The following is a 16236-nucleotide window of genomic DNA, read 5'->3' on the forward strand; positions in this document are numbered from 1 at the left end:
TGGTGTGCGAGCTTCGGCTCCTGCGCGAGTCGATTGAGGAGGACCTCGACCGCAAGCGCATCGACGAGAATCTCGGCCGCGGCGTCTACGGATACGTCGGCTGCCTCATCCGCCTCGTCGAGGACGGTGATCGCGACCCGGCCCGGTCCCTGAACGAGGCCCGGAGCGCGGCCGGATACCTGCGCGCCGTCCCCCGCCTGCCCGATCCCCGCCCTCGCACTTGGAGTGCCCGCTGATGGCCCGCGTGATCACAGCCGAAGCCCTGGCCTTCCTCTCCGGTGCGCTCGACGAGGGCGGCATGGCCGGCATCCGGGTGACCGGCGTCGACCCGACCCCGGCCGGCCCCCGCGTGCGGTTCGAGATCCCTCCGATGCGCCGGCGCCGGGGAGACACGCGCCCGCTTCCAAACCGCGAGGCGATCGCGGAGCTCGTGAGCCGGATGGTGGCGCTGCGGTGGAAGGACAGCCCTGAACCTCGGGCCCTTCCGGAGTATCCCCCGATGGACCTCATCACGCATCACGGCCTCGTCATCAACGACTACACGGAGACCGACTCAGGTTGGTATTGGCTGCTCTCGGCCGCCGCCGGCTGGATCGAGGAGACCGGCATCCCCCGGGGCTTCAGGTCGACGCAGATCAAGCAGAAGTTTGGGACGCTGCGCTGGTACTGCAGCGCTGCCGAGGACGAGGACAGGCTGCAGGCGGGCAAGATCATCCGAGCGGCGGAGTGGGTCTCGGGCGCGGTCTGCGAGACCTGCGGCGCGCCGGGGAGGACGCGCACCGGCGGGTGGATCCGGACGCTGTGCGATGCCCACGCCAAGCGCGGTTGAGGTCTATAGGAACCTCACCCGCCGCGCCTGGTCGGTGCGTCGCCGGCCGCGTCGCCGGGCACGTCGCGGCGATCGCCCTGCGCGACGTGACGCTCCGGTCCTCGGACGCGGCCCGGATCCGCTGCCTCCGCCACGGCGTTCGCGACGTCCATGCCTGGGCCCGGGGGATCCCGACCGACGCGGCGCGCCCGGCCGCGGCGGTGCGCTTCCGGTACCGGCTTGCCGAGCCCGGCTTCCGCCTGGCCGACGGCACCGTCCTCCTGGCGGTGGCCGCCGCCTGGTTCGAGGCCGATGGGTCCGCATGGTGTCTTGCTTGCCTCGGTGCGAACGTACTCGGACGGAGGGATCCATGCGCCTGAGACCACTCACCCCCGCGGAAATCCGCGCCATCGAAGAGCACCGGCGGCAGGTCTGGGAGATCCTATCGCGGGAGAAGGCCGGCGGCCGATTCGTGCACACCGACCTGCGCATGGCCCCGTTCCTCGACCGCTGGGAGCTGCGCGAGTCCCCTACGGTGCCGGGGGCGATCTGCCTCTCCGGCATCGCGTACGGACACCCGGGCCGAGAGGACGGCCCGATCGTCACGCCGCCGATCCGGCACCGCGCCGACACGTGGATGGAGACGGACGACGGCGTTCTCTACCTGCTTGGGCGCATGGCCGAGCCCGAGCGCCCGCCAATCCTGGACGGCCGCCGCGGCCGGGGCCGCTCGCTCCTCTACGGCCTCCCCCCCGTGAAGCCCGATTTCGGCCCCGGCATCCCCGGCGCCGACGACGACCTCCCCCCACTGGAACCCTGAGCATGACCCGCGCACTCATCGAGGCCGCGTTCGAGGACCGGGATCGCATGGCCGCCGGCTGGGAGCCCAACGGCTACGTCTGGGCCGACGCCCCGATCCTGAACCGGTGGGCGTACGGCGTGCACCCGTTGAGCGGCACGATGGCCCTCGTGGGATTCCTGAACGGTCACCCCCGGACCTGCTCACCCGTCGTGGCGATGCTCACCGGCCCCGGCGGAATCGGCTGGTGCCGGACGCTCACCGGCTGGCTCAGGCTCGCCCTCACGAGCGACGAGCTCCACCGCGAGGGCCGCCACCTGCTGCCGGCGCACGCCCGGGAGCTGGAGCTCGCCGCGCACGATGCCGGCTACCGCGCCCCGCGGCGGTCCCTCCGCCCCGACGGCCCGATCGGCTCGGACCCCCGCTGGCATGAGGCGGCCGATCACATCGATAAGACGGCCAAAGATCCCGAGCTCGCCTTCGCGGTGTTCTATGCCCGGCAGCGCCGCGTGCCCCTGGCCGAGGCCCGCCGGGCGATGGAGGTGTTCTGGCTGAGCCGCACGATGACCTTCGACTGAGGCTGCCCGAAGCATTCCTCGTAGCCCGCAGGCTGCCTTCGGACCGACGTGCGCTCGCCGTCGGGCGCACGTGCGCCCCCTGTGCGCCCGTGAAAATGAACAGACGTTCAGAATTGGGGTGAACGAGACCAGGCCTGGACGACGATCGTCACTGCACGGCCCCCTTGATGTTGACCCGGTGGCGGCAGACCTCGCCATCCTCCCGATGGAACGTGACCGCGTTGAGCGACCGGTTTGACCGGTACCCGCCGGCAGCAGCGTAGGCGTCCCTGGCGGCCGGCGAGGTGAAGCTCTCGACCCGCACCGGGCCGACCTCCTTGGCCGTCTCGTGGTGGATGTGGCCGAAGAAGAAGTGCCGGTGGTCGGTCTCGCCCCAGTCCCTGGCCCGGTCAGTGGCGAGCATCATCGCCATGCGGTCGGGCTTCATGGTGTGGCCGTGGGTGGCGCCGAGCAGGCACCGGCCGAATCGGCGGAACCAGTGGATCCCGTCGCCGTCTGCAACCGTGATCCGGGGATGCTCCTCGAAGTGGATCTCCAGGGCAACCGCCATCGTCAGGGCCGCGTCCTCGTCGTGGTTGCCGGGAAGGAAGGCGACCTCGACGTTCTCGTGACGCTCGGCAACGGCGCGCGACAGGCCGATCGCGACCTGGGCACCGACGCGGTAGACCTTGCGCCAGCGGCCGTCGACGTCGAGGGCGTGCCCGCTGCGGGGCGTGGCGTTCTTCTGGTCGTTCTGGTGGAAGAAGTCGCCGAGGAAGAGCAGGACGGCGTGCTTGGACGGAGGCGCCATCGCCATCAGGCGGGAGACCTCACGGCGGATCATCTCCGAGGCGATGCGCAGGTCGTAGTTCTCACCGCACTCCTTGGCGTGTGCCATCATGCCGAGGTGTAGATCTGGCACGACGTAGACCGTCAGCAGGTCCTCATCCCGGTCCACCTCGGGCAGCACGATTCCCGACGGTCCTCGTGCGTCGAGCATGACCTCGCGCAGGGTCTTGGCGAGCAGGGCCGGGTCGCCGTCGGCCTCCCGGGTCTTCACCCACTCCTGGGTGACGCGCCCGCTCGAATCCCGGAGTTGCGACACCCCCTTCACGACGTGGCCGGCTGGAATTTCAGCCCGCGGCCCCGGCGCCTTGGCCTGGGTCACGTATTGGCGGACGACCTCGCCCTCCTTGCCGTTGACCGCCGTCGAGCGCTTCAGGGCATAGCCCGGCAGGACCGGCTCGGTGCCGAGGAGCCCCTTCTCGGAAGCGAAAGCCAGGTCGGTATCATTTCCTTGTACGGCCTGGCGGAGCTTGCAGATCCGCTCCCGGACAGAGGAATGGGCCATCCCGAGGGCCTTGGCGCCGGCCCGGATGGAGCCGGCGTTCTTCACCGCAGCGAGGATCTCGGCGTCGCTGGCGAGCTGCTTGGCCATCAGGCCCTCCCGATGGGATTCGTGAAAGTCGAGCTGGCGAGGCGGGCCCCGGCGCCGAAGACGGCGGCCTTGAGCTCGTCCTCACCGTAGCGGCGGGTCGGCCCCTTGATCGTCGAGGGCGTCTTCAGGAGCGCGGCGATGGCCAGCAGGGTCGAGCGGTCGGCGGCGGTCATGCTGGCAGCTCCGGGCCGTAGCCCTTGAGCTCGCGGAATCGGCGCACGAGGCGGGCGAGCTCCACCGCCTTCGTGCCGAAGATCTGCAATGCGATCGGGGCGCCTGCGCAGGCGAGCTCGCCGGAGATGAGGACGAGGGCGAGCCCGCGATCCCCGGCGACCTGCACGATGCGGTCGGCCCGGTGGGGCAGGCCTTCGGATTCGAGCCAGGCGAGCACTGTCGGGACGACCGAGGCCGAGAGCTCGCCGACGAAGGCTTGGGGCGGAAGGGGCGCCCGGATGACTTCGACGAGCTCGGGCACGGTGCGGCAGGCCGCGGCGGCCGGCGTCGCCGCCAGGGCCCCGAGGAGGAGGATGGCGGCGGCGCGGATCACGGCGTGGGCCTCCGGCGGCGAGGCAGGGGTTCGGTTCCGGACAAGGCTGCGATGATGGTCGTGGCCGTGTTGCGGACGGTGTGCTCGACGTCGTCCATCCGCTTCGAGATGCGGGCTTCCATCTCCCGCTGGGAATCCTGCCGGACGTACTCGCGATGGAGCTCGTCCCGCATCGTGGCGACGCTGCTCTCGACCCGCTTCACGCCTTCGGACGCGGACCCGGCCTTCTCGTCCACGGACCTGATCGACGCCCTGAGCTCGCTCTGGGTCGAGGCTTGGCGCCAGATGACGGTGCCGATCGCGAGCAGCGGCAGGGTCACGGAGAGGATGACGGTGAGGATCTCGCCGGAGGTCACGACTGCTTCTCCCCGGGCTTCCACTCGCACTCGGCGGCCCCGTGACGGTTGTGCGCGACGGCCGCCTTGACCTCTGCGTCGGTCATGGCGTCGACGCGCTCGGGCGACAGGCGGATCGGCCGCTCGATGTCGCACCAGGCGCCGCCGCGGCCGGGACCGCCGGTCGGGACGCTGGCGCAGCCGCCGAGCATCAGGCCGACGAGGAGCATCGGTGCCCACCGCTTGAGCTCGTCGCGCAGCGTGTCGGTCTTCGCGGTCGAGACCTTCGCCTCGATCCGCTGGTGACGGGCGACGGCCGCGGCGTTGGCCTGCGCCACGTCCTTCAGGGCGCCCGCGGTCCCGGCGCGGCGGCCGGAGCGGTAGGCAGCCGCGTAGGCCACGAGGCCGGCGTAGACGAGTAGGCCTGCGAGCGAGATCCAGCGGCCGACCCGGGTGCCGAGCAGGAAACCCGCGAGGGCGCTGCCCCACGGCGTGAGCAGGAACACCGCCAGGAAGGCGATCGGCCCGAGGGCCGCGAGGATGTCGAGGGCGCTCATCGGCGGTGCTTCCGCCGGGGGGCGGCCTTCTGCGGCTGGGGAGCCCGGATCGCCCGGATGGCGGCCTCGAAGGCGGGATCGGTCGCGGCCGGCTCCCGCCGCACGTCGCCGACGAGGGCGGCCATCACCGCCGTGTCCGCACGCGGGCAGAGCGGCGCGGGCGCGGGCTGGAGCGGCAGCGTCAGGGCGAGCGATACGGCGAAGGGCAAACCGCACATCGTCAGATGCCATTCAGGCAGAGGGCGCGCTCGTCGGCGCGGCGGTTGACGAGGCCCTTCACGACGCGGCCGCCGGCCCGGTTGAACCGGGTGATCGCCTCGCAGGCGCCGCGCTTGTCGCCGGCGTTGTAGAGGCGCACGGCGGTCGACTGGCAGAAGCCCGGCCTGGACTTGGACCCGACGCCGATGTTGTAGGCCAGGCTCAGGAATGCGACGTACGTCTCGTCGCTCATGGGCCGCTTGACGCAGCTCTCGATCCCGTCGGCGAACGTGCTTAGGGCCTCCAGGAACATGGCGTTGCACTGGGCGCGAGTGCGCGTCATGCCCATCCGGATGCCGCGGGTCTCACCGAAGCAGATCGTCGGGACGTCCCCGCGGATCGGGATGATCGCCTTCTCGGAGTAGCCTTCGTGTCCACCGATCTTCGTGACGGCAAGGCCGCCGACGCCGGTCGCCATCGTGCCGGCTAGGATGGCCGCCGCGATGCGGTTGCGAACCTTCGGCGAGGCGGCCGCGGCCGCCATCGGCGCCGGGGTCCGGACGACGGGCGCGCCGGCGACGGCAGGCCGACGGAAGACGGAGAGGAGTCGGGCCAGCATCATGCGTCTCCCTTGACGGTGGAGCCGCTGACGGCCTCCTGGGCGACGAGGCGCGCCGCCAGCGCGGCCAGCATCAGGCCGCAGTTCAGGACGGTGAGCGTGCCGGGGCTGACGAGGTCGGAGCCGGTGAAGAAGCCGCAGCCGGCCTGCGCGCCCTCCAGCAGCGTGGCGAGCACGATGAGGCGGACGCTCCAGGCCTTCAGCAGGACGGCCCGGAAGTTCTCGATGCGGCGGATCCGGAACTCCCGGATGCGAGACAGGGCGCTCACTGGAGCCTCGTGGAAACCAGAGGGGTGTAGGCCGGCCACGCCATGGCGATGCGGGCGGCCTCCTCGGGGGAGAGCCGCCAGTCGGCGGCGATGAGGGATTCGGCGACGGCGCGGCCACCGGAGAGCCGGACGGCCTCCTCGGCGGTGAGGAGCCGGCGGACCGGGGACGGGGGAGAGGAGGAGCCTGCCGGCGGTGACCGCGGAGGGAGCGGTTGCACAGGGAGGCCGCGGTCACGAGAGCGGCCAGCAGGCTGAGGGCGAGACCGGGGCGCATCAATCGCTCTCCCGGGCATGTTCGGTCGCCAGGTCGCGAAGGCGGGTTCTGGCGGCGCGGTAGAGTCTGAGGGCGGCGCGCTGATAGTCGTGCGGCAGCCAGCCCTCGTAGAATTCGGTCAGCACGGCGACGGCCGTAAAGTGCGAGAGGCGATCCCCTTCGACGATCCGGGGCACCGAGACGGTCGTGGAGAGCTCGTGCCCGCCGGGGACGGCCGTGAGCCTGGCGTCGTCGATGCGGGCGAGGTCGTAATCGAGGCGCCCGGTCATGCCGCGAGCCTCCGGGCGGCGTGGCCGGCGATCACCGCGAAGACGTCGAGATCGAGGATCTTGCAGTAGACCTGAAGGCGCTCGGGTCCGAACCGGTCGGCCCGGTGCGCGCGGAGATTGCCCACCTCGCGGCGGATCGCGGAAGCCTCGGCCTCGCCGAGCATCCGGCGGATGTCCTCGGCCGTCAGGGCCCGATCGCGGATGTCACGGGCGATCGCCTTGACCAGGCAGAGCCGCAGCTCAATCGAGGTTGCGGCACGCCGGTGCCGACCCCGCGGCGCCCGGCGGGCCAGCGGAAGCGGGGGCGAGTTAACTGCAAAGGCGGCAGCGGGTTCCATCGGATAGGATGGATCTCACTTCCCGCGGATTCGACAAGGGACCCTTCGTGAAAAAGCGACCGCCGTCGCGTCAACTCTGACGAATGCGCGGAAACTCACGGACACAGGGGGCCAAGCCGTTCGGCATCCTTGCGATTCATGTTTCGTTCGCGATGGCCGCCATCGGCCCTTGTGGCGGGCATGCGCTCGCGCTTTCATGTGTGCAGGCAGGACTGCACGCGTCGGATTCGGTTCCGGGAGCACCAACGCAGACCGCCTTCCAGCTCCTACAGTTTGCAAGAGAAGGCGACCGTGGCCGACACCCCCCTCCCCCTGAGCCTCGCCGACGATCCGGTCGCGCGCGCCGTCCTCGCCCGCTTCCCGGGCGCGCAGATCGTCACCGACACGGCGCCCCCAGCCGGCGCGCTGCCCGTCGTCGGCGGCATGCACCAGATCAACGCCCCGTGCTTCAGCGCGCTCGCACCGGAGCTCGTGACCCGCGGGTGGTCGGTCTTCCCACAGACACGCGACGGCAAGCGCGGCTCCGGCCTCGTCGACAACGCCGCCCTGAAGTGGAAGCCGTACCAGGACGTCCTGCCGACGCTCGGCGAGATCGACTGGTGGAGCCGCTTCTGCCCGTCCCACAACGTCGCCTGCATCCTCGGTGCCGCCTCGGGCGGGACGTGGGCCCTCGACGTCGACGTCTCGGACGGCGAGCTCTCGCACGCGATCGTCGCGCTCGCCGACGAGCACCTCGGCTATACGCCCTTCCGCCGCGTCGGCCGGGTGCCGCGCATCGTCCTCGTCTATCGGCAGGCCCCGGCGAGCGAGGTCGGCGCGGACGCGGTGATTCGTGTCAGCCCGCCCCGGTTCACCGCCCGCCCCGGCGAGGACAGCCCCGGGCAGATCGAGGTCCTCGGGCACGGCAAGCCGGTCACGTTCTTCGGCCTGCACCACGGCACCGGCAAGTATTTCATTTGGGTCGACGGCTCGCCGCACGTCCTCACGCCGGAGCACGCTCCCCTCGTCACCCGCCAGCAGTACGACGCCTTCCTCGACGCGGTGAACGAGATCCGCCCCTTCGCGCGTCGGGCCGTGCACGAGTCCCCGGACGCGGCCTGGACGTTCGATCCGGCCGCTGGCCTGCACCGGCCGACGGCTCTAGGCGAGCCAGACTGGCAGGTCAGCGAGGGCAAGGTCGTCGACGGGCGCAATCGCTTCCTGATCCGCCTGACCAGCAACACGGTCCGGGCGAACGAGGCGGCGGCCCGCGACGCTGGGGCCGGCCGGGCGCAGCTCTGCGCCCTCGTCGAGCAGGAGTTCCTCGCCCGGGCCGAGCTGAGCGGTACGTGGACGCCCCTCAAGGTGAAGACCGAGATCCGGTCGATGGTGACCTCCTCGTGCGAGTGGCACATCCGCGAGGAGCGGTTCACCCGAATCCGCCGCGGCGCGCCGCTTGCGGTCGATGGCGAGGGGGATGTCCAGCACGCTCCATCCCGCACGGACGACCTGGCCCCGGCCGACGACATGCCGGAGCTGGCCCACATCCGGTCCGACTTCGCGCGCTTCCTCGCCCGGTCCGGCCGCAAGGGCTACACGCTGAAGGCCGGAGCCCATCCGATCCGGGCCCTGAAGCGGGCTCTGCTCACGGACGAGCTCTTGCGCACGCAGGCCGCCCAGGCCGCCACCGCATCGGTCCGGGATCATCAGGACCGCTGGATCGACGGCCTGTACGAGCGCGCCGCCGAGCGCCGCAGCCGGGAGCTTCGCAAGGACAAGACGCCCCTCGACGCCGGCCTGATCTCGATCCTGCGCGGCGACGCCGGCGTGGGCAAGACGTCGACGTTCTGGCGGGCCCTGGCGCGGGCCGTCGACAAGCGCGGCCGCCTCGGCTTCCCCGTAGGCTTCGCCATGCCGACGCACGCCAACATCGAGGACTCCCTGGAGAGCGCGTCGAAGGCGCAGCTCGCGTGGGAGCAGAGCGTCTCCGAAGCGGTCGAGGCGGGCGAGAAGGCCGGCCTCAAGGTCGTCGTGTTCCGGGGGAAGCTGCGCACGAATTGCGGCTTCAAGGAGCAGATCCGGTCCCTGAACGCGGCCTCGATCCAGGCCGAGCGACTGTGCAAGAGCCGCGTCAACGTCAACGAGAAGATCCCCGGCGCCGAGCCCGAATGGGAGGAGCGCCTCTGCCCGATGGTCGAGGCATGCGAGTACCAGCGCACCCTCGCCGAGGTCGCCACCGCCGACGTCGTCCTGTTCGCGAGCGCCTACCTCTCGGCGAAGGCACCGGCCGCCCTGACGAAGGCCTTGCTCGCCCTCGTCGTTGATGAGCGCCCCTACAACGGCCTGCTCGGGACGAACTCGCGGAACCCCATGCCGGTGTCGGTGCTGGAGCTGCCGCGCCCGGCGCCGCGCCTCCTCGACGAAGAGATCCAACCGCTCCTGGAGCAGGCCAACCCCCGGCAGGCGATCGAGGACCGGCGCGAGGGCTACCTCGCCGACCGGCACGCCGCGGTCCAGATCGTGCTGCCCCACCTGCGCAAGCGCGACGCCGGGGCCGCCGTCGTGGCGCTGCACCGGACCCGGAATGGCAACCAGCGCACCGGCCTGGAGATCGCCCGCAGCGCCTACGCCGTCTGCTCGCGCGGCTCGAATCTCGCCAAGGACGTCGCGCCCGGCATGACCGAGGAGGCCGCGGCCGCGCTCGCCGGAGCGCCCCGCGGCGAGGGCATCTGGGACGAGCGCCGGTTCTGGAGCCTCGTGATCGAGCGCCTGGAAGCGCTGGCGCACGATGAGGAGAACCCGGGCACGCCCCGGCAGTCCAAGGGCGCGAGCGACGCCCGCCTGCAGGTCGTCTCGGGCGAGACCGGCCCGGCGATCCGCATGAGCTGGCGCGGCACCCCCGGCTTCCCCGGGATCCCGCTCCTGATGCTCGACGCCTCGGCCGCCCCGGCGATCGTCAAGAAGATCTGGGCCGACCGCGAGGTCGAGGTGCTCGACGTCCAGGCCCCGTGCCACCTGCGCACCGTGCTCGTGACCGGTTCAACGTTCTCCGACTTCTCGATGCTGCCGGGCCGGAGCAGGAGAGCCCGCACGATCCTCTCGGCCTCGAAGCGGGTCCAGATGCACCGCGAGGTCGTCACCCGGCTCGCCGGCGTCCACGGCTACGGCAAGCTCCTCGTCGGCGGCAACATGGGCCCGATGACGGTCCTGCGCGCCGGGTGGCAGCCGCCGGCCAACACCGACTTCGTCCACAACGGCGCCATGCGCGGCCTCGACCAGTTCAAGAACCACGCGGCCGCCCTGTTGCTCGGCCGCCTGGAGCTGCCGCCGCGGGCGATCGACGCCTTCGTGGCCGCCCTGACGTACGACGACGACGCCCCGGAGCAGCCGGTCGACCGCAACGGCGACGGCCTCGACGACGAGGGCAAGCCCCTGCAGCCCCTCATCGGCGAGAAGCTCATCGCCATGCGCGACGGTCGCGACATCGCCGTCGACGACGCCACGTACGAGGGCGCCTGGGCCCGCCTGATCCAGGGGCAGTTCCGCGAGGAAGAGGTTCGCCAGTTCGTCGCCCGCCTCCGCCCGGTGCACCGGCTCGGCCGCGCCCCGGTCGCTTACGTCGCCTGCACCGCGATTCCGGAAGGGCTCATCGTCGACGACGTGGTCGACATCCGCGACCTGCTCACCCCGGGCCCGGACAACGGCCAGCGCCCGTTCGAGCTCGCCCGCGCCACCGGCGGCGTCCTCGACGCGCGCTACGGCGTGCAGGACCGCGAGGATCTCGTCGGCCCGAACCGCACGGTCGAGAGCCACCTCGCAGGCGCGCGCCTGGAGCGTCCGGGCTTCCCCGAGAGCCAGGGCACGTCCCGCATCCGCTGGCGGCTCCCAGGCGGCGAGTGGACGACCTCTTCGGTGCTGACGTGGCCCGAGAACCCGGTCGCCCCCCTCGCCCGGGCGATCGCCGCCGAGCAGGGCCTCACGGTCGAGGAGGCCGAGGAAGCCCTGGAGTGGGAGATCCTTTGGGAGGGGACGCCCCGCGCCGCCTCCGGCACGAAGGCGCCCGACAAGATCGATCGGGCGAACCTTGGTTTGAAGCCGGATGCCGAGCTGACGCACGAGGACGCCCGGCGCGCCCACGCGGACCAGGAGGCGACCGAGCGCGCCGACATGATCGCGCGGGTGAAGGCCGAGCTCTCCGGCCTGCCGATCGACGCACCCGACGAGGCGATCGAGGCCGCCCTGCGCCGCAAGCGGATCGCCGCGATCGACTGGAGCAAGCTCGCCCCCTACCCCGGGGCCGACCGCAAGCTGCAGGGCGTCTCGCTCGCCGAGCTCGTGATCGCCCGGCGCTACGGCCTGGACGACGCCGAGATCGAGGAGGACGAGGACTGACGCGGCCGCCGGGGCAGCGGACGCCGCTCCGCCCCGGCGATCGTCGACACGGTGATTCGTAAGCCGGTCGGCACCTGCCGGGTGCCGTATCCGGCCGCGCCCGTGAGCCACTCGGTCTTGAGCCGGATTCCGGCTGTGGCGAGGTCCTCGTGCACCGGCCCGCCCCGCCCCCCAGGACCGAAACACTTGGCGTTCCAGTCCCCCACCATCGCGAGCGAATCGGTGCCGAGCGCCCGATGCAGGTCGCCGATCGGCACCGTCACGGTGACCCTCGGCCCCGGCTTCGTGCGGCTCCAAGCCTTCGGCGTGCCCGCGCCCGCCATCCACCCCAGGGCGCGCAGGTAGATCAGGGCGGAGAACCGCGACCGAAAGGCCGCCATCGCGCTCAGTTTGACCGCGACGGGGTGGGGATCCCCCTCGATCATGGCCTGCGACAGCATCATCCCAGAGACGACGCCCCGATCGATCGGGTCCTCCTTAGAGACCGGGGTCGCTTCCCAGCCGTGCCAGAGCCGGTGCGCGTCGGCGGGGCCGTGCAGGCCGATGGAGACCCGGGCCTCGGCCAGGCGCTCGAAGGACCGCTCCAACAGCGCGTAGCCCCTCTGTCCCGTCGCCTGCAGCAGCACCGGCCCGGCGATCCAGACCGGGGCCGCGTCGCCGCGTGCCGTGATCCAGTGATCGCGCATCGTGAGGCCGCTCTCGTCGGGCTCGTCCACGAGCGCCAGCGTGCCCGAGACGGCCGCCAGCCACAGGCAGAGGTCGAGGCTCGTCAGGGAGCCGCCGCGCAGGCACAGGCCGCCGGCGAAGTACCGTGAGAGGGGAATGACGACGGATCGGGACATGGCTGGCCTCGGGCTGTCCGACACGGTGCCACGGCCCCATGACGCCGACAAGGGAGGCGAAAAAGTCGGGAAGCGAACGGCCCCGATTTAACCCACACGTTTGTCCTTGCTTCGCAATCGCTTATGCGAAACCGCGTCGATCCAGAATTTAGCGCTTAAAAGAATAGGTCGACTCATGGGCTTCGCCCCATGGATTTCTCATGCGCGGACCCGTCGAGCTAGCGGGCTGCTGCGCAGCCCGGGCGGCCGGAAAGGCGGTGTGGAAGGGGTATGGGGGCGGACTGGGGAAAGCTCCCGAGTTCATGACTGGATGGAGGGTGATGGGCTCCATGGGCCGCACGTGCCCAGCCGTTGTGCCTTTCGTGGCCGGGGGCGAGATTGCTGCGTACGACACGCCCCGGAGACCTGCACGTGCCCCAGCCCGCCGAGACCTCGCCCGCCACCCGCAAGGCCCGCCGCAAGGCCGGGGCCCGGATTCGCGCCCAGCGCTGGCGCGACAGCCGCGCCGCCGAGCGCGCCGCCCTGCAGGCCGCCGGCGCCGAGGCCGAGGCCCTGCGCACCCGCCTCGCCGTCGACGGCGCCCTCGTCGACGCCCTCGTCGATCGCCACCGCCAGCTGCGCGACGAGACCGGGGAGCGCGCCCCGGCACTGCCGCTCGGCGACGTCATCCGTCTCGCCCGCCGTGCCCTCTCCCCCGTCCTGCCCGAGGCCGAGGCCGAGGCCGCGATCCGGGACCGGCTCGGCGCCGCCCTGCAGGCCGCCCCCGCCGCCTAGAGCGTGTTGCGGCGCGGAAATATGCTCGCGTTGCTCAGAGGACTCTTGTTCCTGGCGGCGTGGCGGGTAGAATCCCAGTGTCCGAGTAGCTCGTCTGCGAGATGCATGGGCTGGAAACTGAAGGCCGCCGTCGAGGAAACTCCGGCGGCCATTTTTCCATAGGAGGTGCGGGTGTCCGGTCTCGGGGTGCGGATCGACGTGGCCGGGGCGGTGCGCGACGCGGCCGAATTCGAGCGATTCGCGGTCGATCGGTTTCCGCGGGCAGTCCAGTTCGCCCTCACCGGCGTGGTCATCGACGCCGCCAATGCCTTCCGCCGTGACATCCTCAACATCTGGGACGCGCCCAACAGGGTCACCCGGGACGCCCTGCGCTACGTCGTCGATCGAGACCTGCTGAACCGCGTCACCACGATCGGCGAGGCCCAGGCGAGCGTCTTCGTGCAGGACCCGCCCTCGATCAGGCTCAGGTACAGCTTCGGCCACGGTCCCCAAACGCGGACCGGCGGAGACGACGGCATCGAGGCGTATTTCGGCGATCAGCAGTCCGTGAAGGTCCCGGTCTCCTCGAACCTGAAGCACACCGGGCTCGGGTCCCCCAGCGCGGCCGGCAAGGTCTCGTCCCGCGACGCCCGCAACATCGGCCGGCTCGCGGCCGCCGGCTACACCCGCAACACCGGCACGGCCGGCGCGACCCGCGGCTCCGCCAGGTGGGGCGTCTTCGAGATCAAGCCCAGCGAGGCGAGCCGGCCGGGCGGCTTACTTCATGGGCCCGGGCATCTACGCCCGGCCGCCGCGCGTCGTCGCCGCCGTCGGGCGCGCCAAGGTCGCCAAGGCCATCCGGGCCGGCAAGTGCACCGCCCCGATGACGGAGTTCACCCGGCGGAGCGGCCAGACCGTCACCGTGCCGAAGGTGGTGAACGCCGACGTTCCCCGGCCGGTGTTCCTCTCGACCCCGCAGGCCGAGTACCAGCCGAGCGCCACGCCGAGCTGGGAGCGGGCCATGGAGGCCGCCGCGGCGACCATGCCCGACCGGCTCGCGCTGGAGCTCACCGGCCGCCTGGAGCACGCCGCCCGGAAGGGGCGCCAGAGGTAGCCGATGCGGACGACACACTCACGGATTCCCGACGCGTTCGGCAAGGGCTCAACGGTCGTTGAGCACGTCTTCCTAGACGACGTCATCGAGGCCTGGGACGCCGCCATGACGCGCGCTGGGATCGACCCGACCCTGCCCGCCTCGGTCGCCGCCCTGCGCGACCTGCTGGACAAGGCGGGCGTGCTCACACTGTCCACGTGGGGCATGGTCTACAAGGCCGAGCACGCCCGGGCCGACCTCGCCAGCGCGCTGGCCGCCTTCGGCGTCGATGCCCCGGCCGAGTCCGCGATCGAGGCCCCTCCCGAGGACCGCGTCCTGCACTGAAGGGCCGCCGTGCGCCTGCCGTCGGGCCGACGTAAGGCTGACGTGCGCCCTCTGTGCGCCTTCCAGCACAAGGGAATAATAAGAACGCTTAAATTGCCGTGAATACTGGGAAAACCCGTATTTTTCGGTTTCTTTTCGTTTGCCGGAAACTCGTTGCACCGTATTTCTGATCTTCTATTGTGATCGAGGCGCTGGCCGACGCCATGTGCCTGCATGGCATCCCAGAGCACATCCGCTGCGGCAATGGCCCTGAGATGATCTCGAAGGCACTGCGCAAGTGGGTCGCCAAAGCTGGCTCACAAATCCAGTACATCGCCCCGGGCTCGCCGTGGGAGAACGGGTACTGTGAGAGCTTTAACGGCAAGCTGCGCGACGAGTGCCTGCGCCAAGAGATCTTCTACTCGCTCAAGGAAGCCCAGGCCGTAATCGCCCTATGGCAGAACACCTACAACCGCGTCCGGCCGCATTCGTCGTTGGGCTACCGGCCGCTCGCGCCTGTCAGCTTCCCCGATCTGGCCTTCCGGCTACCCATGGCAGCGGCCATGCAGTAGCCTCCCATCTGGCCCGGTCCAAAATACCGGTCAGGTCACCAACTCCCAAGCCGTCCCAACCCGCGCGGGCACGGCTCTCGCGACGAAGGACACCGAGCAGCAGCCGACGTGACATGCGGTCAGGGCTCGGCGCTCCATCCTCCGTCGAGCCCTGTACTAAGCTTACCTTCAAGCCGGTTCGGCGACCTTGCGAGACCGACCGGCGCGCTTCGGCTTAGAGGCCATCGTCGGTTCAGGTGCCGGCTCAGGCGCAGGCTCCGCTTTCTTGCGCGGATTGCCCAGGCCGAGCTGCTTGGCCAGCGCCGAGCGCGATGCCGAGTAGTTTGCAGCGACTGAGGGGTAATCGTTCGGCAGTCCGTAGCGAGCGCGATACCCTTCGATCGTGAGGCCGTGCACGCTGAGATGCCGCTTCAGGGTGCGATACGGCTTGCCATCAACGAACGAGATCAGCGCGTCCGGCGTAACCGACTTCTTGATCTGCGCTGGCGTCGGCTTCTCGATCTCGCTATCGGCTTCGGCTGCCGGTGTTGCTGACAGGCTGACAAACGCACCATGCACCTGCACCAGCAGGGTCGGCAAATCGCTTGCTGGAACGGAGTTGTTGCTGACATAGGCAGCGACGATATCCGCCGCCATCGTCAGCAAGTCGGGGGATGTGTTGTCGTCCATAGTGGTGTGCTCCTTCTCAGGCAGCACAATCACGACATTTGCCGTATCGCAACAGGTCCGCACTAAATTAGTTGTGTGGAGGTGTTCAGTTTATCCGGCAGGAGCCTCAGCGGGTAGCAGCGGCAAGGCTGCCACCCGCTGGAAGAATTAAGCTGCCTGGGCGACGGGCGCAGGAGCATCCATGGCGCGCAGGTAGACCTCCAAAAGGCTCTCCTGTTCGTCGCGCTCGTCCTTGTCCTGCTTGCGCAGCTTCAGGATCTCTTTGAGCACCTTCACGTCGAGGCCTTCGCCCTTGGCCTCGGCGAAGATCTCCTTCTTGGTCTCCATTAGATCCTTGATCTCTTCCTCGATCCGCTCGACGCGTTCGATGATGGAGCGGATCCGCTCACCTGCGATGCCTACCGTGTCCGTGGCGTCGGCCATGTCTTCCTCGTGCTTACCGGGCACGCGCAATCTCGCGGCTCAGGGTAAGCGAGGCGTTAAGGCCGAGATCGCGAACGCGGGTGCGGGCGCTGGCCCGGCCCGGTAATGACCGAGCTGATGCGGGTGCTCGATCGGCGGATCATGCGGCCTGCGCCGCCGGCCATCGCTCGACGACGCGGCC

At 70.5% G+C, this 16236-nt stretch carries 23 protein-coding genes and 1 pseudogene; 10 read left to right on the forward strand and 14 right to left on the reverse strand.

Annotated elements, in window-relative coordinates:
* Positions 1-2: 2 nt before the first annotated feature.
* The 5 genes from OVA30_RS22895 to OVA30_RS22915 are packed head-to-tail and all read left to right on the forward strand — an operon-like array spanning position 3 to position 2185.
* Positions 3-236 carry a hypothetical protein gene (locus OVA30_RS22895; protein ID WP_268177043.1) on the forward strand — a complete coding sequence of 78 codons (234 nt, stop codon included), beginning with the start codon at positions 3-5 and terminating at the stop codon, positions 234-236.
* Entirely contained in the window at positions 236-829 is a 594-nt protein-coding gene (locus OVA30_RS22900; RefSeq protein WP_268177045.1) for a hypothetical protein, read from the forward strand. Before OVA30_RS22895 ends, OVA30_RS22900 begins: the two co-directional genes overlap by 1 nt.
* A complete protein-coding gene (locus OVA30_RS22905; RefSeq protein ID WP_268177047.1) occupies positions 826-1188 on the forward strand; it encodes a hypothetical protein in 363 nt (120 codons plus the stop codon). The genes OVA30_RS22900 and OVA30_RS22905 overlap by 4 nt, the downstream gene beginning before the upstream one ends.
* The gene (locus tag OVA30_RS22910) at positions 1179-1628 is read left to right on the forward strand and encodes a hypothetical protein (RefSeq protein ID WP_056154197.1); all 450 of its coding nucleotides are present in this window, start codon (positions 1179-1181) and stop codon (positions 1626-1628) included. The genes OVA30_RS22905 and OVA30_RS22910 overlap by 10 nt, the downstream gene beginning before the upstream one ends.
* 2 nt (positions 1629-1630) lie before the next feature.
* Positions 1631-2185 carry a hypothetical protein gene (locus OVA30_RS22915; RefSeq protein ID WP_056154194.1) on the forward strand — a complete coding sequence of 185 codons (555 nt, stop codon included), beginning with the start codon at positions 1631-1633 and terminating at the stop codon, positions 2183-2185.
* 148 nt (positions 2186-2333) lie between these two features.
* On the opposite strand, the gene OVA30_RS22920 is transcribed toward OVA30_RS22915, so the two are convergent.
* Genes OVA30_RS22920 through OVA30_RS22970 form a run of 11 tightly spaced genes read right to left on the reverse strand, consistent with a single transcriptional unit; the run spans position 2334 to position 7008 of the window.
* Positions 2334-3602, reverse strand: a complete 1269-nt coding sequence (locus OVA30_RS22920) for a metallophosphoesterase (protein ID WP_056154193.1) — start codon at positions 3600-3602, stop codon at positions 2334-2336.
* Positions 3602-3775, reverse strand: coding sequence for a hypothetical protein (locus tag OVA30_RS22925; protein WP_268177049.1), 174 nt, complete (start codon positions 3773-3775; stop codon positions 3602-3604). Before OVA30_RS22925 ends, OVA30_RS22920 begins: the two co-directional genes overlap by 1 nt.
* On the reverse strand, positions 3772-4149 hold the full coding sequence (locus tag OVA30_RS22930; RefSeq protein WP_056154189.1) for a hypothetical protein: 378 nt from the start codon (positions 4147-4149) through the stop codon (positions 3772-3774). Before OVA30_RS22930 ends, OVA30_RS22925 begins: the two co-directional genes overlap by 4 nt.
* On the reverse strand, positions 4146-4505 hold the full coding sequence (locus OVA30_RS22935) for a hypothetical protein (protein ID WP_056154186.1): 360 nt from the start codon (positions 4503-4505) through the stop codon (positions 4146-4148). The genes OVA30_RS22930 and OVA30_RS22935 overlap by 4 nt, the downstream gene beginning before the upstream one ends.
* A complete protein-coding gene (locus OVA30_RS22940) occupies positions 4502-5041 on the reverse strand; it encodes a hypothetical protein (protein ID WP_056154183.1) in 540 nt (179 codons plus the stop codon). Before OVA30_RS22940 ends, OVA30_RS22935 begins: the two co-directional genes overlap by 4 nt.
* A complete protein-coding gene (locus OVA30_RS22945; RefSeq protein WP_268177050.1) occupies positions 5038-5250 on the reverse strand; it encodes a hypothetical protein in 213 nt (70 codons plus the stop codon). Before OVA30_RS22945 ends, OVA30_RS22940 begins: the two co-directional genes overlap by 4 nt.
* An 11-nt stretch (positions 5251-5261) precedes the next feature.
* The gene (locus OVA30_RS22950; RefSeq protein WP_268177051.1) at positions 5262-5858 is read right to left on the reverse strand and encodes a lysozyme; all 597 of its coding nucleotides are present in this window, start codon (positions 5856-5858) and stop codon (positions 5262-5264) included.
* Positions 5858-6127 carry a DUF7940 domain-containing protein gene (locus OVA30_RS22955; protein ID WP_268177052.1) on the reverse strand — a complete coding sequence of 90 codons (270 nt, stop codon included), beginning with the start codon at positions 6125-6127 and terminating at the stop codon, positions 5858-5860. Before OVA30_RS22955 ends, OVA30_RS22950 begins: the two co-directional genes overlap by 1 nt.
* Complete coding sequence (locus OVA30_RS22960; RefSeq protein WP_268177054.1) at positions 6124-6345, reverse strand: hypothetical protein; 222 nt, start codon at positions 6343-6345, stop codon at positions 6124-6126. Before OVA30_RS22960 ends, OVA30_RS22955 begins: the two co-directional genes overlap by 4 nt.
* Positions 6346-6400: 55 nt before the next feature.
* Entirely contained in the window at positions 6401-6670 is a 270-nt protein-coding gene (locus tag OVA30_RS22965) for a hypothetical protein (protein WP_056154172.1), read from the reverse strand.
* Positions 6667-7008: a hypothetical protein gene (locus tag OVA30_RS22970; RefSeq protein WP_268177056.1), complete on the reverse strand. Its 342-nt coding sequence runs from the start codon at positions 7006-7008 to the stop codon at positions 6667-6669. The genes OVA30_RS22965 and OVA30_RS22970 overlap by 4 nt, the downstream gene beginning before the upstream one ends.
* A 291-nt stretch (positions 7009-7299) precedes the next feature.
* On the opposite strand from OVA30_RS22970, the gene OVA30_RS22975 reads away from it, so the two are divergent.
* Positions 7300-11379: a bifunctional DNA primase/polymerase gene (locus OVA30_RS22975; RefSeq protein ID WP_268177057.1), complete on the forward strand. Its 4080-nt coding sequence runs from the start codon at positions 7300-7302 to the stop codon at positions 11377-11379.
* Here the strand turns inward: OVA30_RS22975 and OVA30_RS22980 are convergent.
* Positions 11337-12221: a hypothetical protein gene (locus OVA30_RS22980; RefSeq protein WP_268177059.1), complete on the reverse strand. Its 885-nt coding sequence runs from the start codon at positions 12219-12221 to the stop codon at positions 11337-11339. The genes OVA30_RS22975 and OVA30_RS22980 overlap by 43 nt on opposite strands.
* 411 nt (positions 12222-12632) lie before the next feature.
* Between OVA30_RS22980 and OVA30_RS22985 the strand changes: the two genes are divergently transcribed.
* From OVA30_RS22985 to OVA30_RS23000, 4 genes and pseudogenes are all read left to right on the forward strand, one after another.
* On the forward strand, positions 12633-12995 hold the full coding sequence (locus OVA30_RS22985; protein ID WP_268177060.1) for a hypothetical protein: 363 nt from the start codon (positions 12633-12635) through the stop codon (positions 12993-12995).
* Positions 12996-13758: 763 nt separating this feature from the next.
* Complete coding sequence (locus OVA30_RS22990) at positions 13759-14088, forward strand: hypothetical protein (RefSeq protein ID WP_268177062.1); 330 nt, start codon at positions 13759-13761, stop codon at positions 14086-14088.
* A gap of 3 nt (positions 14089-14091) precedes the next feature.
* Complete coding sequence (locus tag OVA30_RS22995; protein WP_056154158.1) at positions 14092-14412, forward strand: hypothetical protein; 321 nt, start codon at positions 14092-14094, stop codon at positions 14410-14412.
* 179 nt (positions 14413-14591) lie between these two features.
* Positions 14592-14963 (forward strand): annotated as a pseudogene (locus OVA30_RS23000) (integrase core domain-containing protein); the annotation flags it as partial.
* 168 nt (positions 14964-15131) lie between these two features.
* On the opposite strand, the gene OVA30_RS23005 reads toward OVA30_RS23000, so the two are convergent.
* Positions 15132-15632, reverse strand: a complete 501-nt coding sequence (locus OVA30_RS23005) for a MucR family transcriptional regulator (RefSeq protein ID WP_268177064.1) — start codon at positions 15630-15632, stop codon at positions 15132-15134.
* Between the two features lie 147 nt (positions 15633-15779).
* Positions 15780-16055, reverse strand: coding sequence for a DUF2312 domain-containing protein (locus tag OVA30_RS23010; RefSeq protein WP_268177065.1), 276 nt, complete (start codon positions 16053-16055; stop codon positions 15780-15782).
* Positions 16056-16236: the final 181 nt, after the last annotated feature.

Origin of the sequence: Methylorubrum sp. SL192 (assembly GCF_026672325.1) — a bacterium.
GTDB classification, from domain to species: domain Bacteria; phylum Pseudomonadota; class Alphaproteobacteria; order Rhizobiales; family Beijerinckiaceae; genus Methylobacterium; species Methylobacterium extorquens.

Excerpts from the sequence above, each read along its gene's own strand:
- OVA30_RS22900 (WP_268177045.1), top strand. The coding sequence starts at position 236 with ATGGCCCGCGTGATCACAGCCGAAGCCCTGGCCTTCCTCTCCGGTGCG.
- OVA30_RS22910 (WP_056154197.1), top strand. The coding sequence starts at position 1,179 with ATGCGCCTGAGACCACTCACCCCCGCGGAAATCCGCGCCATCGAAGAG.
- OVA30_RS22915 (WP_056154194.1), top strand. The coding sequence starts at position 1,631 with ATGACCCGCGCACTCATCGAGGCCGCGTTCGAGGACCGGGATCGCATG.
- OVA30_RS22920 (WP_056154193.1), bottom strand. The coding sequence starts at position 3,602 with ATGGCCAAGCAGCTCGCCAGCGACGCCGAGATCCTCGCTGCGGTGAAG.
- OVA30_RS22925 (WP_268177049.1), bottom strand. The coding sequence starts at position 3,775 with ATGACCGCCGCCGACCGCTCGACCCTGCTGGCCATCGCCGCGCTCCTG.
- OVA30_RS22940 (WP_056154183.1), bottom strand. The coding sequence starts at position 5,041 with ATGAGCGCCCTCGACATCCTCGCGGCCCTCGGGCCGATCGCCTTCCTG.
- OVA30_RS22950 (WP_268177051.1), bottom strand. The coding sequence starts at position 5,858 with ATGCTGGCCCGACTCCTCTCCGTCTTCCGTCGGCCTGCCGTCGCCGGC.
- OVA30_RS22965 (WP_056154172.1), bottom strand. The coding sequence starts at position 6,670 with ATGACCGGGCGCCTCGATTACGACCTCGCCCGCATCGACGACGCCAGG.
- OVA30_RS22970 (WP_268177056.1), bottom strand. The coding sequence starts at position 7,008 with ATGGAACCCGCTGCCGCCTTTGCAGTTAACTCGCCCCCGCTTCCGCTG.
- OVA30_RS22980 (WP_268177059.1), bottom strand. The coding sequence starts at position 12,221 with ATGTCCCGATCCGTCGTCATTCCCCTCTCACGGTACTTCGCCGGCGGC.
- OVA30_RS22990 (WP_268177062.1), top strand. The coding sequence starts at position 13,759 with ATGGGCCCGGGCATCTACGCCCGGCCGCCGCGCGTCGTCGCCGCCGTC.
- OVA30_RS22995 (WP_056154158.1), top strand. The coding sequence starts at position 14,092 with ATGCGGACGACACACTCACGGATTCCCGACGCGTTCGGCAAGGGCTCA.
- OVA30_RS23005 (WP_268177064.1), bottom strand. The coding sequence starts at position 15,632 with ATGGACGACAACACATCCCCCGACTTGCTGACGATGGCGGCGGATATC.
- OVA30_RS23010 (WP_268177065.1), bottom strand. The coding sequence starts at position 16,055 with ATGGCCGACGCCACGGACACGGTAGGCATCGCAGGTGAGCGGATCCGC.